Consider the following 16,930-nt stretch of genomic DNA (forward strand, 5'->3'; position numbering starts at 1 on the left):
GGACATGAGCACACAATTAAGGCAATCGTGATTTTGTTAAATCTATTTCAGGTATGCTTAACATGGCAATCAAGATCGAAATGCTCAGATGCTTCACCGCCGTTGCACAGCGGGGGAGCCTGTCCGAGGCTGCCGACGCGCTTGGACGGACCCCGTCAGCGGTGTCGATGATGCTCAAGCAATTCGAAGACCATGTGGGCGTTGCGCTGTTCGAAACCGCGCGCAAGTCGCGCCTCACCCCTGTCGGTGAGTTGATTTTCGCGGAGGCCCGCCGCGAGGTGAGCCATTTCGAGAATACGGTATCGGTGATAGAGGGCATTTCCCGATCCGAACTGGGGTATCTGAGGCTGGCAGTGACGCCTTCGGTGGCCAGTGTCATTCTGCCCTCCGTGGTTTTTGAATTTCTGCGGAAGTTTCCCAAAGTCCACATTGATATCCGGGATATGGATTCCGCGGCCGTCGCCCGGGAACTGGCCCGCGAACGGGCAGATATCGGGATTGGCACACTCTCTGAGATTGACGGCCTGCCGCGCATCGAACTCTTCAACGACGCGTTTGGCGTTGTGTGTCGCAAGGATCATCCTCTTGCTGAGAATTGGGATCAACTGACCTGGGCCGATATGGGGGATCATATTCTGATCGCAAATGGTCTCTGTAAGCTGATCACAGATCCCGATTTTGCGCCGCTACTCGCCAAATCCCGGCTCATGGTGCCCAGCTCTGCATCTCTTCTTGGTCTGGTGCGGGAGGGCGTTGGCATTACTGTTTTGCCGCGATTGGCGGTGAGCGGGGTGCAGGAAGACATGGTATTTCTGCCACTTGTGGATGCCACGGCGCGCCGGAGTGTTCATATGGTGTCTCAACCCAAGAACGCACTTATGCCTGCGGCGCGAGAATTCCTGAAACTGGTCACCAAGATGAAGCGTGACGGTAGGTTGTTGCCAGGCCTGGAATTTCAGAAATCCTGAAGAAAAATACAGTTTATTCCGAGTGCCTGAAGTAAGGGGGCGTATTAATCTGGGATCATGCGCGGTTTTGCGTTGCTGATGCCAAGGGACACACCATGAACGATTTGAAACTGAATTACATCGCAGGGGAGTGGGTCGCGGGCGGTACCGGGATCGAAAACCGCAACCCGTCGGATGTGAGCGATGTGATCGGCGTGTTCGCGCAGGCCACCACGGATCAGCTGGAGGCGACATTGGAGCAGGCGCGACGGGCGCAGGCGGAATGGGCGGCTTATGGCATCGAGCGCAAGTACAATGTGTTGATGGCAATCGGCACGGAGATGATGCAGCGTGCCGAAGAACTGGGGAGATTGCTGTCGCGCGAAGAAGGCAAGCCACTGGCAGAAGGCAAAGGCGAGGTCTACCGCGCCGGCCAGTTTTTCACCTACTACGCCGCCGAAACACTGCGGCAAATGGGCGAAGCTGCGGATTCAGTCCGCGATGGTATCGAGATTGATGTGCGTCGCGAGCCGTTGGGCGTCGCGGGGATCATCTCTCCGTGGAATTTCCCGACTGCCACCGCGTCTTGGAAAATTGCACCTGCGCTATGCTATGGTAACGCCGTTGTTTGGAAGCCGGCCAACCTGACGCCGGCCTCTGCAGTCGCCTTGGTTGAGATCATCGCACGTCAGGACATCCCCAAAGGTCTGGTCTCTTTGGTGATGGGGGCAGGGGGAGCGATCGGCCAACGTCTGGTAGAAAGTCCAATGGTCAACGCCATCAGCTTCACCGGATCCGTTCCGGTGGGCAAAGGGATTGCGGCGGCTGCCATCCAGAACCTGACGCGCGTTCAGATGGAAATGGGATCGAAAAACGCGCTGGCCGTTATGGATGATGCAGACCTTGACCTGGCCGTGTCTCTGGCGCTGGGGGGGGCCTTTGGTGGGTCCGGCCAGAAATGCACCGCGTCCTCGCGGCTGGTGGTCCATCGGTCCGTGCATGACCAGTTTGTCGACAAGCTGGCGGCGGCCGCAAAGGCCATGAAGGTGGGGCACGCCTTGGAAGAGGGAACCCAGATGGGGCCGGTTGTCTCCGAACAGCAGTTGAACGACAACCTCGCCTATGTCGATCTCGCGGCGTCCGAGGGCGCAGAACTGGTGTGCGGCGGCCAGCGTCTGGAGATGCCGACCGACGGTTACTACATGTCCCCTGGCGTGTTTGTCGGCACGCGCAATGACATGAGGATCAACCGCGAAGAGATGTTTGCACCGCTGGCCTGCGTCATTCCGGTCGAGGGATATGACGAGGCGCTGCATATTGTGAATGACACCCGTTTCGGTCTGACCGCTGGCATCGTGACGACGAACCTCGCGCGCGCCACGCATTTCCGCCGCAATGCGCAATCAGGGTGTGTCATGGTCAACCTGCCAACTGCGGGCACGGACTATCACGTACCCTTTGGCGGACGCGGAGACAGCTCTTACGGACCACGTGAACAGGGCAGGGCGGCTGCGGAATTCTACACAATTGTGAAGACGGCCTATATCTCATCCGGGGTGCCAGCATAATGCGGATCGATAACCTTCAATATGCGAATTGGTCGGAGAAGATCTTTCGGCAGATGCGGGAAGGCGGCGTGGACGCCGTCCATGTGACCATCGCCTATCACGAGAACTTCCGCGAAACGGTTCTCAACTTCGAAAAGTGGAATCGCTGGTTCGAACAATACCCTGATCTAATCATGAAGGGCCAATGGGCGAGCGATGTAGAGCGCGCGCGGGAGACCGGGCGGACGGCGATTTTCTTTGGCTTCCAGAACCCCAGTCCGATCGAAGACGATATCGGCCTGGTCGAAATCGTGCATACCCTAGGCGCCCGGTTCATGCAGTTGACCTATAACAATCAATCGCTGCTGGCGACCGGGTGTTATGAGGCCGAAGACACGGGCATCACCCGCATGGGCCGCCAGGTCATCAAGGAAATGAACCGCGTCGGATTGGTTGTGGACATGAGCCACTCGGCGGATCGATCTACAATCGAGGCTGCGGATTTGTCGGAGCGACCCATCGCAATTACCCATGCCAACCCCTACGAATGGTGCCCGGCCCTACGGAACAAGAAAGACGACGTGATCCGCGCCGTGACCGAGAATGGCGGGATGCTTGGGTTTTCCGTCTATCCGCACCATTTGAAGGGCAAATCCGATTGCACGTTGGACAGTTTTTGCGAGATGATCGCGCGTACTGCAGAGACCTTTGGCGCGGAACACCTCGGGATCGGCACTGACCTGTGTCAGGATCAGCCGGACAGTGTTGTTGAATGGATGCGCGTGGGACGCTGGAGTAAAGAGATCGACTATGGCGAAGGCTCCGCCGCTGCGCCTGGGTTCCCGGACATGCCCGGCTGGTTCAACGACAATCGCGACTTTGACAACATTGAAAACGGACTGACGGCGGTTGGATTGAACCGCGAGGAAGTGGCAGGCATTATGGGTGGCAACTGGCATCGTTTCTACGCCCAGAACTTTGTTCCGATGACGTGAGGTGACACATGAAACCCAGGCCCGAACCATCTTTCACATCTTCCTTGCGGGCACCTTCGCAGGTGATGCGCCTTGCTCGGCTGGGCTCCTTCCATCAATGCCGCCTGTCCTTCATGCGTATTCTGACCCGGCGGATGGCGCGCGAGGCGTGGAGTTTTACACGCCCCATCTTCGACATTGATGCCAAGGGCGTCGGCCACGCGGTCTATTGCGCACACACGCCGGATCGTACCTATTCACTGGTTGCATTTGCCCATGACTTGCCTGCCGAGAGCCGTTCTGACCGTGTGATCGCCCAAGCCTGGGACAGCACATTCGCCTTGTTCGACGGTGTTCCCACCAAGGAAGATATCGCGCGTCTGCGCACGAACGTTCCATTGCAGGAAGCGGGCCGGGTGACGGAAACGGAGCTTTCCGTGTCCCGTGCCAATCGGTCCGTTCGCCTGTGGGAGCATGTCATCGCCCGGCTCGCGGATGGACGGCAGCCTGATCTGCATGAAATTCTCAAGGTTGGCTACCTGATGCGCACCACGGCGGTGTACGGCTCGGGGAAACTGGGGGCCGCCGACCGTGAGGCAATCGCGGCCAGACCTGAGTGTTCCGCACCGTTCCAGATCGAAATGCTGTCCGTATTCCTGACCCGCGCTTACGTGCGTGATCTGGTACAGCATATGGCCAAAACACGTGGCGGAGAGAGAGCGGTGCCTCTTGCCCCCGAGATCGCCCGTCGCATGGGGATCGGAAATTCCACTGGCCTGGGCATGGCACCGTTTTTGTTGAATCATCCAACACTGATCAACAACTGGATCGCGGCGCGTGAAACCGCAATTGCCCGCGTCCGTAGTGTCCCGCTGGCCTCTGCGGATGAGGTTGAAACCTTCCGCGACCTTCTGGCGCGCACCATCCTGTCGGTCGACCTCTGGCGATCCGACCATCCGATCCAGATCGAAAAACTGACCGATTTGCGTGTGGATTTGCAAAGACTGTCACACCACGTCGAGGCAGCAGACTTGAACACCGAAGCGCCTTGGAACCGGCTGTTCATGTGGGCGGAGACAGAGTTGTGCCTGGAAGCTCAGGAATGTCTCGCCTCACTGATGTTGGAACCCTACGGCGATCTCGTGGACTCCCTGGCGGATGAGATGTCGGATTTGAATCCCGCAGCTTTTCGGATTGATGGGACGATGTCCGTGGCGCAACTAAGAGAGATACTGCACCGGAACTACGGTTGGGCGATGGACATCAACTGGGCAGAGCGGGAAAACTGCGCCCGTGCCTGGTATGTCTCGGAGGAAAAGCTTGAACCGCGCCTGGGTGAGCGGTTCGACGAGCCCATCGCGGATTACGAACAGCCGCTTGCACCGGGTCGCGATGCAGCAGCGCTCAACGACGCGCTGAAATCCTGGCATGTTGATGCACCGATCGCGGCGTTCCTGCTGGCGCACCCCGAACACCGCCACAGTGTGCGCCGGGCTCAGATCGTGGATCGCGCACCATATGCGGAAATCCGTGATAACACGATCAGTGCGGATCTGCTGCCCATTGACATGCTGCGTTGCAAACTGGCGTTTTTTGGTGCGACGCAGTTCGACCCAAGGTCGGATCGGTGGGTGCGCATTTGCCTTTTTGGTAACGCGCCTTACCCGGAAAACCTGCAAGAAAGCAATTGCGATGACTGGCCCTATCCCGTTTTGGGAGAGACGCTCCAGTGACCCATTCCCTCAACGAGATAGAAGCGCAATCCAGGAAAGCGGCGCGCGGGACAGGCCTGTCTTGGGGAATGGCTGAGGAGGCTGCGAAGGCCACGCGGTGGCTGGAGTCGCATCAGTTGCCCGGGGTTCGCCTTCTGGCGGAGGTTCTGACCCGGAATGACGGCGTGGCACATGCTGATATCGCGCCGCAGACACTGGACGCTCCTTGGACGGCCCGGTCCGGAGTGCTGTGTCCCCTGGCCAGTGGGGCCGCTCTGAATGACTGCGCTGATCGGCTTGCAACCGGTCATCACATTGAAATGGAGGATGTCACCAGCCCGCTACTCGTCGTGCCGTTTGCCGCCTGGGCGGCGCTGCACATCTGCTCACCCGTTAGGGTGCAATGGCCAGACATCCGTATCGAGACCGACGGGTACAGGATTTGGGTGAATGATCCAAAGGCGCAGGTTGGTCTGGCGTCGAAGGTCGCGCTGACCTGCTCTCGTGTTTCAGAGATGAACCAAAACGCTTCCTTACCAGAACTGCGTGGACGGGTATGCCCGACCGGCTGGGACATCTTGGGCACATTTGCCCACCGGACCTATGCCCCTGATACACCGGAATCCCGCCGCCTTGGGGCGGGTGCCGGCGTTTCTGACAACGACTGACGCCGTCATCCAGAACCTGCCGCTTTGGTGTCGACACAACGGGGCGCGCGTATCCCGCAGAACCGGATGCTGTCGGAGGTTGATATCAGGACTTCAGTGCGTCACTGATTCGCGGGTATCTACTTCCTTAGCAAGGGCCATGTTCCCACCAGCGGCGTTGATTTCGGTATGAAAAACCTTTTCCAGAGGGCGTGAGACCGTCCTCAACCACAGTGCCCCGCTGGCGCCATGTCTAGGTGTGGGAAACTGCGTTGACATTCAAAAGTATAACGAAGCGGCACACCACGCCCGAGACTTGGAAAGGCACTATCTTGCGTTTTCTCGTGATCACGGCGAATGTCCCATTTTAGGATATGGTGCCGGGCCGATGCAAATCATGTGCCTCAATGGATGGGGCGGTAAAATTCACGAAAAGATACTGCCGTATCTTGCCGAAACGGCACCTGATGTCCTGTGTCTGCAAGAGGTCGTTCACAGCCCTGCAAGTGACAAAGACTGGCTGACATACCGTGACGGCGAGCACGTTCTGAACCAGCGCGCCAACTTCTTTCGAGATGTCTTGCGTGTTTTACCGAACCATATCGGGGTATTCTGTCCCGCAGCGCAGGGGGTTTTGTGGGATGGTGATCAGACCGTTCCGTCACAATGGGGTCTGGCTACGTTTGTGCACCGGTCGCTCCCTATCGTTGGTCAGATACAAAGTTTCGTGCACAAGGAGTATTCCCCCAACGGCTATGGGGATCATCCCCGCTCACGCAGTGCCCACGGCGTTCGCGTGTATGACCACAAGTGTGATCGGGTGGTCAGCATTACGCATATGCACGGGCTTCGTGACCTGAACGGCAAGATGGACACACCGGCGCGTGCCGCGCAGGCGAGGCGACTGCTGGCCTTGTCAGATTGGATTGCCGAGGAGGGCGATTTCGTGGTCGTCTGCGGAGATTTCAATGTCGAACCGGGCAGCGAAACGCTCTCGATACTGGCCGATGCGGGTCTGACGGAGTTGGTGACGCGCCGCGGTTTCGAAGGTACCCGCACCTCTCTTTACAAAAAGCAAGGCCGGTTTGCCGATTACATGTTGGTGAACCGTGAGGCGGAAGTGCACGCATTCGATGTGGTCTACGATCCCGAAGTATCGGACCACTGTCCGTTGGTCCTTAGGTTGAAGCAGAGTTGAAAAACGTGCAGCCATACCGCCCGAGGCCGGTTTTGCCTCTTCCTTGCGTTGAGAAACGAGGGTGGTATCTCAAGAGATATGCAATAGTCGCGACTGGAAGGCAGTTCGACGAAACAGTCGCGTCTGCGGCCGCCGAAGAGGCGTTAATTCGGCTACCTAAAGCTGGGGCTTTGCACGATGAAACCGGAAATCAAGGCGTTGCGTTCCAGATCGTCCATTTTGCCGAAGTGGCGGTGGTCTCCCCGACCTTTTATTGGCAATGGGGTAGTGTTTTGGCGCATCTCGACCAGATGCGGGCAAGTTGGGATGCGCCGGAGAAGTTCGGGGATGGCGTTAAGGAAGTAGTCGGCTGTGTCTGGGAAATGAACATTGTTGCTTTCGAGGTTCGCGCTTGGACCGCGCAACTCTTGGACGGCGGAAAATCAACCAAAGCTGGATTGACGACCTATCTCCAAAGGCACGCGGTCGCTGAAGCGCCAGACCAAGGTTGAAAGCTTGCCAAAACGCCAGTAACGACTGAACGCAGTAGTTACCGGAGCCGGGTCAGAAGGCTTGAGGTATCCCATTTACCACCTTCCGTTCGCTGAACGTCGCCGTAGAATTGATCGACCAAAGCGCCGACAGGTGCTGTCCCGCCCAGTCTCGCAACCTCCTTAAGCGCGATCCCCAGATCTTTTCGCATCCAGTCAACGGCGAAGCCGAAATCGTACTTGCCCGCATCCATCGTTTTCCAGCGGTTTGACATCTGCCACGACCCGGCTGCGCCCTCCGCAATGGTCTCCATAACGGCTTGAATGTCGAGATTTGCGTTCTTGGCGAGCGCCATGCCTTCCGCCAATCCTTGCACCACACCTGCGATGCAAAGCTGGTTGACCATCTTGGCTGTCTGACCGGCACTAACAGTGCCGATCCGCGTCACCTTGCGGGCGAAGGCATCGATTACAGGGGAAACATGATCGAATGCAGCCGGGTCACCGCCCACCATGACGGTGAGCTGCCCGTTTTCGGCTCCTGCCTGGCCACCGGACACCGGCGCGTCCAGGAAATGGCAGCTCTTTTGCGATAGGACCTCGGCTAATTCCTTGGCGACATCGGCAGATGTCGTTGTGCAATCGACGTAATACGATCCGGGAGCCATCGCATGAAACGCGCCTTCCTGAGCTTTCGTTACGGAACGCAGGTCATCATCGGCCCCCACGCAGCTGAAGACGATCTCAGCACCCTCGGCAGCGGCGGCCGGCGTGTCGGCGGATGTTCCTCCAAACGCCTCAGTCCAAGCCTTCGCCTTGCCTGACGACCTGTTGAAAACGGTGACATCATGTCCGGCTTTGGCGAGATGTCCGGCCATTGGGTAGCCCATGACCCCAAGACCAATCCATGCAACTTTGGTCATACTGCTTCCTCCTTCAGCCTGGCGGCCATTTTGGGCCATACATCCCTTAGAAAGACTGTGAGATCGTTGGCTGCGAATTTAACTCTGAACGGGAAAAGCAAGGTGCTGACAAACCCGCGGTGATAGGTGGCGTGGTTGACGAGATGCAGCAGAATGTCCTCGCGGGTCTTTGCGCCTTGGCCACCGCCGACAAATTCGAACTTGATGGTTTCCGCCAGTTCTTTCTCCGTCCAGGTCTGGGCAAGCGAAACGTAGTATTCGTTCATTTCTCTCAGACGGCGGGCGACTTCTGGAAATGCCAGAGCCTCACTGCGGTGCCGCGCGATATGCGGGTGGGTGCGGCCTTCGAGGTGCGCTTGGAACATCTCCGCCACGACCAAGGTATGATCGAAAGTTCCAGTGATTGACTTGAACAATGTGTCTCTTGGGGCCGACAGATCGCTCTCGGCCAGTTGCTCCGCGTTCTTCAGCATCACGTCATCGGCCCAAGCCATGTAGGTGGTCATCCGGTGAGTCAGGGATAGATTTGGCATAGAAAAACTCCTTGATCGCCGTTGTCTGACATGGCCATAATGCTCTGATCAAGAGATACATTGATCTCGGAGCAATATAGCTATGAAACCTTACGTGCAAATTGCGGATCGCATCGCCCGGAGTATTGCGACCGGCGAGCTGCCGCTTGGCGCGCGGCTGCCACCGCAACGCATCTTTGCCTTTGATGAGCAGATCGCGGTTTCAACGGCGAGCCGTGTCTATGAAGAGTTGACGCGGCGCGGATTAGTCAAAGGAGAGATCGGCCGAGGGACCTTCGTGTCCAATCGCTTCGCGCCGCTTGATCCGTCCCTGCAGGAGCCATCCGGTACCGGAATTGATCTTGAAATCATGTTCCGGCTTTCGACTGATGCGCGGAACCGGATCGCCGCATCGACAAACCTGTTTTTCAAGGCTGGCGTGGCAGTCACTGCAGTGACACCGCCGTCGGTCCGCGCAAGCCGGCCTGCGCTATCTACTTTTGCGCGTCTGACGAGCGAAGGCGGATTCAAAGTAGACCCGAGCAATGTTCTGCTGGCCGGAAACGGTAAACAGGCCATTGCAGCCACATTTTCTGCTCTTGCCCCACGCGGGGGACGGATCGCAGTTGAGGCTTTGACCTATCCCTTCGCAATCGCGACGGCGCGAATGCTGGGGGTCGAGCTGGTACCGCTGCCCTTGGACGGCGAGGGGATCATACCGCATGCGCTCGACAGGGCGGCAGATGCTGGTCTGAACGGTGCCTATCTTCAGACGACTTTGCAAAGCCCTCTTGTTGTGACGATGAGCGAAAGTCGAAGGGAACAAATCGCGGCAGTACTGAGAAAGCACAATCTCGCAGCGATTGAAGATCGCGTTTACGGCTTTCTCAAACCGACCCGTCCACTGGCGGCGTTTGCCCCTGATCATGTGATCCAGATCGACAGCCTTTCAAAGCGCCTTATGCCGGGCCTTTCGCTCGGTATCATCGCATGCCCAAGACGATTTGATGAAGCGGTAGCGCGCTCTTTGAGGTCAGGTGGATGGATGGCTCCCTCCCTATCCGTTGGCCTTGCGCAACATTGGATCGAAGACGGTGTCGTTGACTTTGTAGAGGCATCGAAAAGGCAGGATGCAAAGGCCATGTTTGACATCGCAAGGAGTGCTTTTGAAGGTTTGGACTATCAAAGCTCACCCGAAGCGCTTCATGGTTGGCTGATGCTGCCAAGCCAGTGGCGGGCGGACAGTTTCGTGTCTGCCTGCGCAGATCTTGGGATAGCTGTTGCACCTGGAAGCGCATTTGCAGTCGGAAAGAGCGTCGCTCCAACAGGCGTCCGGATAGCCTATTCGGCACCTGATCTGTCGACATGGACCTACGCGCTTCGCGAAGTGGCGAAGCTGGCGACTGCTGGGTCAGAATCGAACGGCAGACCGTTGTGACCTGACCGGGAATTGTGGGATTGCTTGTCTTGCGGTCACCCGACGTTGCAACAAGGACGCACTGATGCTGCGCTCCGCTACGATCGATTTCGAACATGTCTGTGAAGGACTTCGCGAGAAACAGTGACGCTGTGATCTTCGCCGGATTGCGGCTCCTCCATCAACTTAGCTGTTGAAGTCTTCCAATCTGGTGATCTCCCGTCAAAGTATTCATTTTCAGTAATTTTCTGACTGATCTGTACCTGCAGACACGCTCGACGGTCCGGTTTTTTTCATGCCTCCATTGTTTTCGGTGGCGCGTGAAAAACTGATGCAAACCGTTGGCTCCAGCCAACCGGTCTGCGTCTTCAGATATCCTAAATTCTGACGCCCAAATTGAAACTTGTTGCCTCAACACAAGATCAGCAAAATTCTAAATATCAGTACAAATATGCCGATATACAGAACAATAGGGAGACAGCAAATGAAAACGCTTCTTGCGGCAACCGCTTTAATGGCGACGGGTTTCATGGCGCCGCAGATGGCAGCAGCGCAAAGCGCAACGGTTCAACAGATTCAGGAACGCGGCACGATGCTGTGTTCTGGTCATAACGGCAGCTACTTCGGATTTGTCGAAGTGAACAACAAGAACGAATGGAAGGGTCTGGACATTGACCTGTGCCGGGCGTTGACCGCCGCTATTTTAGGCGACCCCGACAAAAGCAAGATTGTCCCTCTGAGCTGGGCACAGCGCTTTCCCGCGCTGCAATCTGGTGATGTCGATGTCATCATCAAAGCAACCGGCTGGACGATGGGCCGCGACACCGAACTGGGCCTTCAGTTCAGCCTGCCGTATTTCTTTGGCTGCACGCAATTCATGGCACATGGCGATCTGGGCGTTACCGATGCAACAGGTCTTGCAGGCGGTGTCATTTGTGTGGAAGCGGGCATGACCATCGAACGGCTTGCGGCGAACTATCTTCAGACCGTGAATGTCGATCACCAGATGGTTTCCTATGAAAGCGTAGCCGAGCTTCGGTCCGCATATCTTGCAAATCGCTGTGATGCCTTTGCGGGGTGGGGGCCAAATCTGGCCGTGCTTCGGGCGACTGACATCGACAACCCGGCTGACCATGTGATCCTGAGCGATCAACTGTCCAGAGAGCCGATCTCGGCCGCCACCTTCAAGGAAACCGCGATTGTGACCATCATCGGCTTCTTTGATATCCTCGCATCCGGCAAGACGGCATTCGGGACTGCGGACTGGGCGCCCTATTACATCGAGGTCTACCTGTTTGTGGCCGCGATTTATTGGGTCTTTATCTTCTTACTGGGTCAGTATGGCGAACACCTGAAGGGACGCATGGCTCTGGCGGCGCACTAAGCGCCATCAAGCGACTATCCCGGACGCAGCACCCGCTTCCGGGTCTTCAATCAGAGTTTGTTGACCGGGATTTTCAGTGTCATATCTCCGGCCTCGTCTTTTGGAACTTCCCCGGCGCGGATATTGACCTGAAGGGAGGGGATGATGAGCTTGGGCATGGACAGTTGCGCATCGCGGGTTTCGCGCATCCTGACGAAATCTTCCCGCGTGGCCCCGTCGCCGACGTGAATATTGGCGGCCCGCTGTTCGCCGATGGTTGTCTCCCATGCAATTGCACGTCCGCCGGGGCCATAGTCGTGGCACACAAAGAGCCGCATATCGTCCGGCAGGGCCAGAAGGCGGGTGATGCTGTCATAAAGCTGCCCCGCATCCCCGCCCGGGAAATCCGCGCGCGCCGAGCCGCCATCGGGCATAAAGAGGGTGTCGCCTGCAAAAGCCGCATCGCCCATGATATGCACCATACAGGCCGGGGTATGGCCAGGTGTGTGCAGCGCCGTGCAGGTCATCGTGCCCACCTCATAGGTATCGCAATCAGTAAAGAGCCGGTCGAATTGAGACCCGTCGCGCGCAAACTCGGTGCCTTCGTTGAAGATCTTTCCGAAGGTTTCCTGCACGGTCAGAATGTGCTCACCGATCCCGATTTTACCGCCCAGCTCCTGCTGGATATAGGGCGCGCCGGACAGATGATCGGCGTGCACATGGCTTTCAATGATCCACTCTAAGCTCAGACCCCGCGCCTTGATATCAGTGATCATCGCATCCGCGCTGTCGTAGCTCAGACGACCTGCGGCGGGATCGAATTCCATCACCGCATCGATCACCGCGCATGCATGGCTGTCGGGATCCTTGACCACGTAGCTGATGGTGTTTGACTGATCGTCAAAGAACGCTTTGACGTCAGGGTGTTTTCTCATCTGAAGCGCGGGCTGTTCGGTCATCGGTATTCTCCTTCGATCAATTGAGGATGACAGGTCCCTTGGGCGTTTCAACGGCGAATGACAGAGCGGTCTGCCCCGCTGTCACATGTGCCAGATGATCCACCTTCAGGGTTTTCAGAATGTCCCGCAGCCTATCTGGCTCGGGGTGCGTCAGCTGCACTTTGTTCAGCCGCACATCCAGGTCCTGCTGGCCGGTGCTGGCATGGGGTCCGGGGGACCATTCAATGAATGCGGGCAGCAGGCCCTCCATCGGCAGGCTGCCGTCCTTGGGCACGGTCAGACGCCATGACCGCTCGCCACGGGTGAACAGTACGACCTCTCCAAGATCGACAGGGCTGTTGGCAATAATGCTATCCAGATCGTCGGTGCCCACAACCCAGCAAAGGGCGCGCGGGGGCGGACCTTGAGCCGCGTCTGTGTCGCGGGATCATCCAGCGTGAACCATCGTACGCGCCCCGGATCGGCAGGCGCATTGGGGTCAATGGCGATGAGTTCAAAGAAGCTCTCGTTGCCCGCCTGCATCACGCAGTTGTGGGTGCTCATCGCGTCGTGCTTGCCACCGCGCGGCACGGTAACGCCCAGCTTGGTTTCCATGTCGGCAACGCCCTGTTCAAGGGTGTCTGCACCAATGGCAAAGTGATCGATCTTATTGTGTATGGGGTTACTCCGCTGCGGTGTTAAGAAAAGGCAGGGCGGCGGCCAGATCGGCCTTGAGGCTTTCCGTGTCCTTCAGCCCGATGTTGAAACGCACCAATTGCCCTTGCTCAGCCCAGGTGCCCGCGCCGCGTAGCGGTTTGACAGGAAGCACGAGGCTTTCATATCCGCCCCAACTGACCCCGATGCCAAAGTGATGCAGCGCATCCACGAAATCGCGGATTTGGGTGTCCGAACAGGGGTGAAACACAACGCCGAACAGACCCGCCGCGCCGCTAAAATCACGCGCCTAGAAGGCGTGGCCGGGGCAGGTGTCAAAGGCGGGGTGCAACACGCGTTTGACTTGCGGTTGCAGGGCTAGGCAACTGGCCATCTCACGCCCGGCAGTGTCAAAAATGCTCCATCCGCATCTTCAACGTGCGTAACCCGCGTAGCGCCAGGAACACTTCCTGCCCACCGGTCTTGTCGCCAACACCCATGACCGTCTTGCGAATGGTTTGGGCATGTTCTGCTGTGCTTGCGATCATGCCCATCATGCCATCAGAATGCCCGCTGAGGTATTTGGACATGGAAGCTACGACGACATCGGCACCAAGCGTTAACGGCTGGCAGAAAATCGGTGTGGCCCATGTGCTGTCGAGAACCGAGGGAACCCCCGCAGCCTGCGCCGCCTGAGCGATGGTCGGGATATCGGGCATCTCGAAGGTGCCGGACCCGGGCGCCTCGAACATCACGGCGCAGGTGGTCTCGCGGATCAATGCTACGACATCCGCACCGGCCATCGGATCGAAATACTCGATCTCAACGCCCATGCGTGTCAGCAGGCCATCGCAGAAAGCCCGCGTGTTGCCATAGACATGATCCGCCACCAGCAGATGGCTGCCGGGACGCGCAAAGCTCATCAGTGTCAGGGTGATTGCCGCGACCCCGGATGAGGTAAGCGTCACGCCATCCGCCTGTTCCAGCTTTGCCAACATCTGTTCGAGCTGGAAGGTCGCGGCGTTGCCGTAGCGGCCATAGTACATCGTGCCGCTGTCATAGCGGGCGTCGCGGGCAGCCTCGAATGCCGCCAGGGTGTCAAAAACCATTGTTGAGCCCAGCTCAATCGGCATATTCACATGGCGACCTTCGACTCGTGTCGGTCGGCCTGCGTGAACAAGATCATCTGCGAGGTTCTGGCATTTTGGTATCGCCTCTATTGTCTTTTCGGAGGATGACAATCACAGTTATCTGTATCAATATTCGGCAAATATGTTTTATATATCAGCATAATAGTAGGATCAATGAACAAGCGTGAAGAAAAGCTGACGGCCAGCCACTGGGGTATCGGTGTTGCCACGGTTCAGGGTGATCGCGTTCTTGCCGTTAAAGGCCACCCAAGCGATCCTCATGCGTCCGAGATCAATGATAACATCCCGGGAAGCCTGCACGGTCGGGCCCGCGTGCGTCGTCCCGCCGTGCGCAAAAGCTGGTTGACGGGAACGCCCAATGCCGTGCCACGCGGTCGAGATGTCTTTGTCGAGGTCAGTTGGGACCGGGCGCTGGACCTGGTGGCAAAGGAGCTGTCACGGGTGCGAGAGACGCATGGCAATCAGGGTATCTTTGCCGGATCTTATGGTTGGTCCAGTGCTGGCCGATTCCACCATGCGCAAACCCAACTCAAACGATTTCTGAACAGTTTCGGTGGGTTTCTGCGCTCCGAAGGGAACTACAGCTACAATGCAGCAATGGGTCTCATGCCGCATATCGTGGGGCCCTTTCGGTTACAGGTGGCGCAGGCCACTCGTTGGCCCGTCATTGCCAAACACGCTGATCTTGTCGTGATGTTCGGTGGTATGGCGCTGCGCAACACGCAAGTGAGTGATGGTGGTGTGTCGAAGCACCGGATGCCGGACAACCTGCGGGCATGCGCGGATGCCGGAGTGAAATTTGTCAATATCAGCCCCTTGCGCAGCGATGTCGCCACAGAGGTTGAAGCGGACTGGCTGCCGGTGACACCGGGTACTGACACCGCCCTGATGATCGGTTTGGCTCATACACTGCTGGAGGAAGGTCTGCACGATACGGCGTTTCTGGACAGATATGCGGTCGGCTTTGATCAGGTATGCCGCTATTTGACTGGAGAGGACGATGGGCACCCCAAAGACGCTGACTGGGCCGCGGCGCTGACCGGAGTGGCCGCACCAGACATTCGCGCTCTGGCGCGGCGGATGGCTGCTGGCCGCACGATGATCAACGTTGCGGCGGGTGTTCAGCGGACCGATTTTGGCGAACAGCCGATGTGGATGGCAGTGACGCTGGCGGCAATGCTGGGGCAGATCGGCTTGCCCGGTGGCGGTTTCACGGTGGGCTATGGTGTGAACGCCAATATCGGCAACATCGAACGTCCGTTTCGCTGGGGGGCGATGCCACAGGGCGTGAACCCGGTGACGGAGTTCATTCCAGTTGCGATGATCAGTGAGATGTTGCTCAATCCCGGCGGGACCTACAGCTATCAGGGCCACAACCGCACTTTCCCTGACGCGCGCCTGATCTGGTGGGCCGGGGGCAATCCTTTCCATCACCACCAGGACCTGAACCGTCTGCACAAAGCGTTTCAAACCCCGGACACGATTATCGTGAATGAGTTGAACTGGACGGCCACAGCGCGACATGCTGATATTGTGCTGCCCATTGCGGGACCGCAGGAAAGAACCGACTTTTGCGGCGGCAAGTCCGACAATGCGTTGATCCCGATGCCCAAACTGGTGCCGCCCTGCGCCGAGGCACGAGAGGAATATGACATCTATTCAGCGCTCGCTGCCCGTTTGGGCATTGCGTACGCGTTTACCGAAGGGAAAAACAGCGATGACTGGCTGCGCGACATCTGGGAGGTGACCCGCAGTCGGGCTCAGGATGCGGGATACGACTTGCCGGATTGGGAGACCTTCCTTCAGGGAGATTTGATCTCTCTTGCCGATCCCAGCCCGGATCAGGTCTTTCTGGACGAATACCGCGCAGACCCCAAGGCGCATGCCCTGCCCACACCAAGTGGTCGAATTGAACTTTATTCCGAAACCATCGCCGGATTTGGGCTGCCTGATTGCCTGGGACACGCCGCATGGTTTCCGCCACGTGATCGCAATGTGGATGGGCAAGGGGCATACCCTCTGGCGCTTTTGTCCGGGCAGCCCAAAACGCGCTTGCACAGCCAATTGGACAATGGCGCCTACAGCCTGCGCCACAAGATTGCAGACAGAGAGCCCGTGTTGATTCATCCCGACGATGCCAAGGCGCGGGGTGTGCACGACGGCGATGTTGTGGAGCTGTTCAACACGCGGGGCCGCTGCCTGGCGGGCGCGCGCGTGACGGACGAGGTTCAAAAAGGCTGTGTCTTTCTCTGGACCGGTGCGTGGTATGATCCCGATTTCGACGCACCGCAAGCGCGGGACCGTCACGGCAACCCGAATGTGCTTACCCACGATCTGCGCACTTCATCCCTGACGCAAAGCCCGGCGGCTCATTCCGCGATGGTGGAAGTGCAGCGATTTGAGGGCACGCCCCCCGCGGTTCAGGCCCATGAACCGCCGCCTTTCGAACCGGAACCATAGCTGATAGCAAAGGCAAA

Annotated in this window: 17 protein-coding genes; 10 read left to right on the top strand and 7 right to left on the bottom strand. The window is 57.9% G+C overall.

Annotated features, from left to right (window positions below; all coding sequences use genetic code 11):
* Positions 1 to 62: 62 nt before the first annotated feature.
* The 7 genes from Q1A52_RS12045 (at position 63) to Q1A52_RS12075 (ending at position 7,516) form a co-directional block, all read left to right on the top strand.
* Positions 63 to 968, top strand: coding sequence for a LysR family transcriptional regulator (locus tag Q1A52_RS12045; RefSeq protein ID WP_300015442.1), 906 nt, complete (start codon positions 63 to 65; stop codon positions 966 to 968).
* Between the two features lie 95 nt (positions 969 to 1,063).
* Entirely contained in the window at positions 1,064 to 2,515 is a 1,452-nt protein-coding gene (locus Q1A52_RS12050) for an aldehyde dehydrogenase family protein (protein ID WP_300015499.1), read from the top strand.
* Positions 2,515 to 3,489, top strand: coding sequence for a membrane dipeptidase (locus Q1A52_RS12055; RefSeq protein WP_300015502.1), 975 nt, complete (start codon positions 2,515 to 2,517; stop codon positions 3,487 to 3,489). The genes Q1A52_RS12050 and Q1A52_RS12055 overlap by 1 nt, the downstream gene beginning before the upstream one ends.
* Before the next feature lie 65 nt (positions 3,490 to 3,554).
* Complete coding sequence (locus Q1A52_RS12060) at positions 3,555 to 5,201, top strand: hypothetical protein (RefSeq protein ID WP_300015505.1); 1,647 nt, start codon at positions 3,555 to 3,557, stop codon at positions 5,199 to 5,201.
* Positions 5,198 to 5,848, top strand: coding sequence for a DUF3726 domain-containing protein (locus Q1A52_RS12065; RefSeq protein WP_300015508.1), 651 nt, complete (start codon positions 5,198 to 5,200; stop codon positions 5,846 to 5,848). The genes Q1A52_RS12060 and Q1A52_RS12065 overlap by 4 nt, the downstream gene beginning before the upstream one ends.
* A 367-nt stretch (positions 5,849 to 6,215) precedes the next feature.
* Positions 6,216 to 7,025, top strand: coding sequence for an endonuclease/exonuclease/phosphatase family protein (locus Q1A52_RS12070; RefSeq protein WP_300015511.1), 810 nt, complete (start codon positions 6,216 to 6,218; stop codon positions 7,023 to 7,025).
* A 170-nt stretch (positions 7,026 to 7,195) separates the two neighbouring features.
* Positions 7,196 to 7,516 carry a hypothetical protein gene (locus Q1A52_RS12075; protein ID WP_300015514.1) on the top strand — a complete coding sequence of 107 codons (321 nt, stop codon included), beginning with the start codon at positions 7,196 to 7,198 and terminating at the stop codon, positions 7,514 to 7,516.
* Positions 7,517 to 7,554: 38 nt separating this feature from the next.
* On the opposite strand, the gene Q1A52_RS12080 is transcribed toward Q1A52_RS12075, so the two are convergent.
* Both Q1A52_RS12080 and Q1A52_RS12085 read right to left on the bottom strand, forming a co-directional pair.
* The gene (locus tag Q1A52_RS12080; protein WP_300015517.1) at positions 7,555 to 8,418 is read right to left on the bottom strand and encodes an NAD(P)-dependent oxidoreductase; all 864 of its coding nucleotides are present in this window, start codon (positions 8,416 to 8,418) and stop codon (positions 7,555 to 7,557) included.
* Positions 8,415 to 8,951: a DinB family protein gene (locus Q1A52_RS12085; protein WP_300015520.1), complete on the bottom strand. Its 537-nt coding sequence runs from the start codon at positions 8,949 to 8,951 to the stop codon at positions 8,415 to 8,417. Before Q1A52_RS12085 ends, Q1A52_RS12080 begins: the two co-directional genes overlap by 4 nt.
* Before the next feature lie 82 nt (positions 8,952 to 9,033).
* Between Q1A52_RS12085 and Q1A52_RS12090 the strand changes: the two genes are divergently transcribed.
* Both Q1A52_RS12090 and Q1A52_RS12095 read left to right on the top strand, forming a co-directional pair.
* Positions 9,034 to 10,368, top strand: coding sequence for a PLP-dependent aminotransferase family protein (locus Q1A52_RS12090; RefSeq protein ID WP_300015523.1), 1,335 nt, complete (start codon positions 9,034 to 9,036; stop codon positions 10,366 to 10,368).
* 463 nt (positions 10,369 to 10,831) lie between these two features.
* Complete coding sequence (locus Q1A52_RS12095) at positions 10,832 to 11,731, top strand: transporter substrate-binding domain-containing protein (protein ID WP_300015526.1); 900 nt, start codon at positions 10,832 to 10,834, stop codon at positions 11,729 to 11,731.
* A 50-nt stretch (positions 11,732 to 11,781) separates the two neighbouring features.
* Here the strand turns inward: Q1A52_RS12095 and Q1A52_RS12100 are convergent, their stop codons facing one another.
* The 5 genes from Q1A52_RS12100 to Q1A52_RS12120 form a co-directional block, all read right to left on the bottom strand.
* Complete coding sequence (locus tag Q1A52_RS12100) at positions 11,782 to 12,669, bottom strand: MBL fold metallo-hydrolase (protein WP_300015529.1); 888 nt, start codon at positions 12,667 to 12,669, stop codon at positions 11,782 to 11,784.
* Positions 12,670 to 12,685: 16 nt separating this feature from the next.
* Entirely contained in the window at positions 12,686 to 13,042 is a 357-nt protein-coding gene (locus Q1A52_RS12105) for a VOC family protein (RefSeq protein WP_300015532.1), read from the bottom strand.
* Positions 12,946 to 13,374: a VOC family protein gene (locus Q1A52_RS12110; RefSeq protein ID WP_367278051.1), complete on the bottom strand. Its 429-nt coding sequence runs from the start codon at positions 13,372 to 13,374 to the stop codon at positions 12,946 to 12,948. Before Q1A52_RS12110 ends, Q1A52_RS12105 begins: the two co-directional genes overlap by 97 nt.
* Positions 13,331 to 13,573, bottom strand: a complete 243-nt coding sequence (locus tag Q1A52_RS12115; RefSeq protein WP_300015535.1) for a PLP-dependent transferase — start codon at positions 13,571 to 13,573, stop codon at positions 13,331 to 13,333. The genes Q1A52_RS12110 and Q1A52_RS12115 overlap by 44 nt, the downstream gene beginning before the upstream one ends.
* A 139-nt stretch (positions 13,574 to 13,712) precedes the next feature.
* Positions 13,713 to 14,543 carry a PLP-dependent aspartate aminotransferase family protein gene (locus Q1A52_RS12120; protein WP_300015538.1) on the bottom strand — a complete coding sequence of 277 codons (831 nt, stop codon included), beginning with the start codon at positions 14,541 to 14,543 and terminating at the stop codon, positions 13,713 to 13,715.
* A gap of 63 nt (positions 14,544 to 14,606) precedes the next feature.
* Between Q1A52_RS12120 and Q1A52_RS12125 the strand changes: the two genes are divergently transcribed.
* Positions 14,607 to 16,913, top strand: a complete 2,307-nt coding sequence (locus Q1A52_RS12125; protein ID WP_300015541.1) for a molybdopterin-dependent oxidoreductase — start codon at positions 14,607 to 14,609, stop codon at positions 16,911 to 16,913.
* The last annotated feature ends 17 nt before the right edge of the window (positions 16,914 to 16,930 follow it).

This window comes from uncultured Roseobacter sp. (assembly GCF_947488185.1).
Lineage (GTDB): Bacteria > Pseudomonadota > Alphaproteobacteria > Rhodobacterales > Rhodobacteraceae > Roseobacter.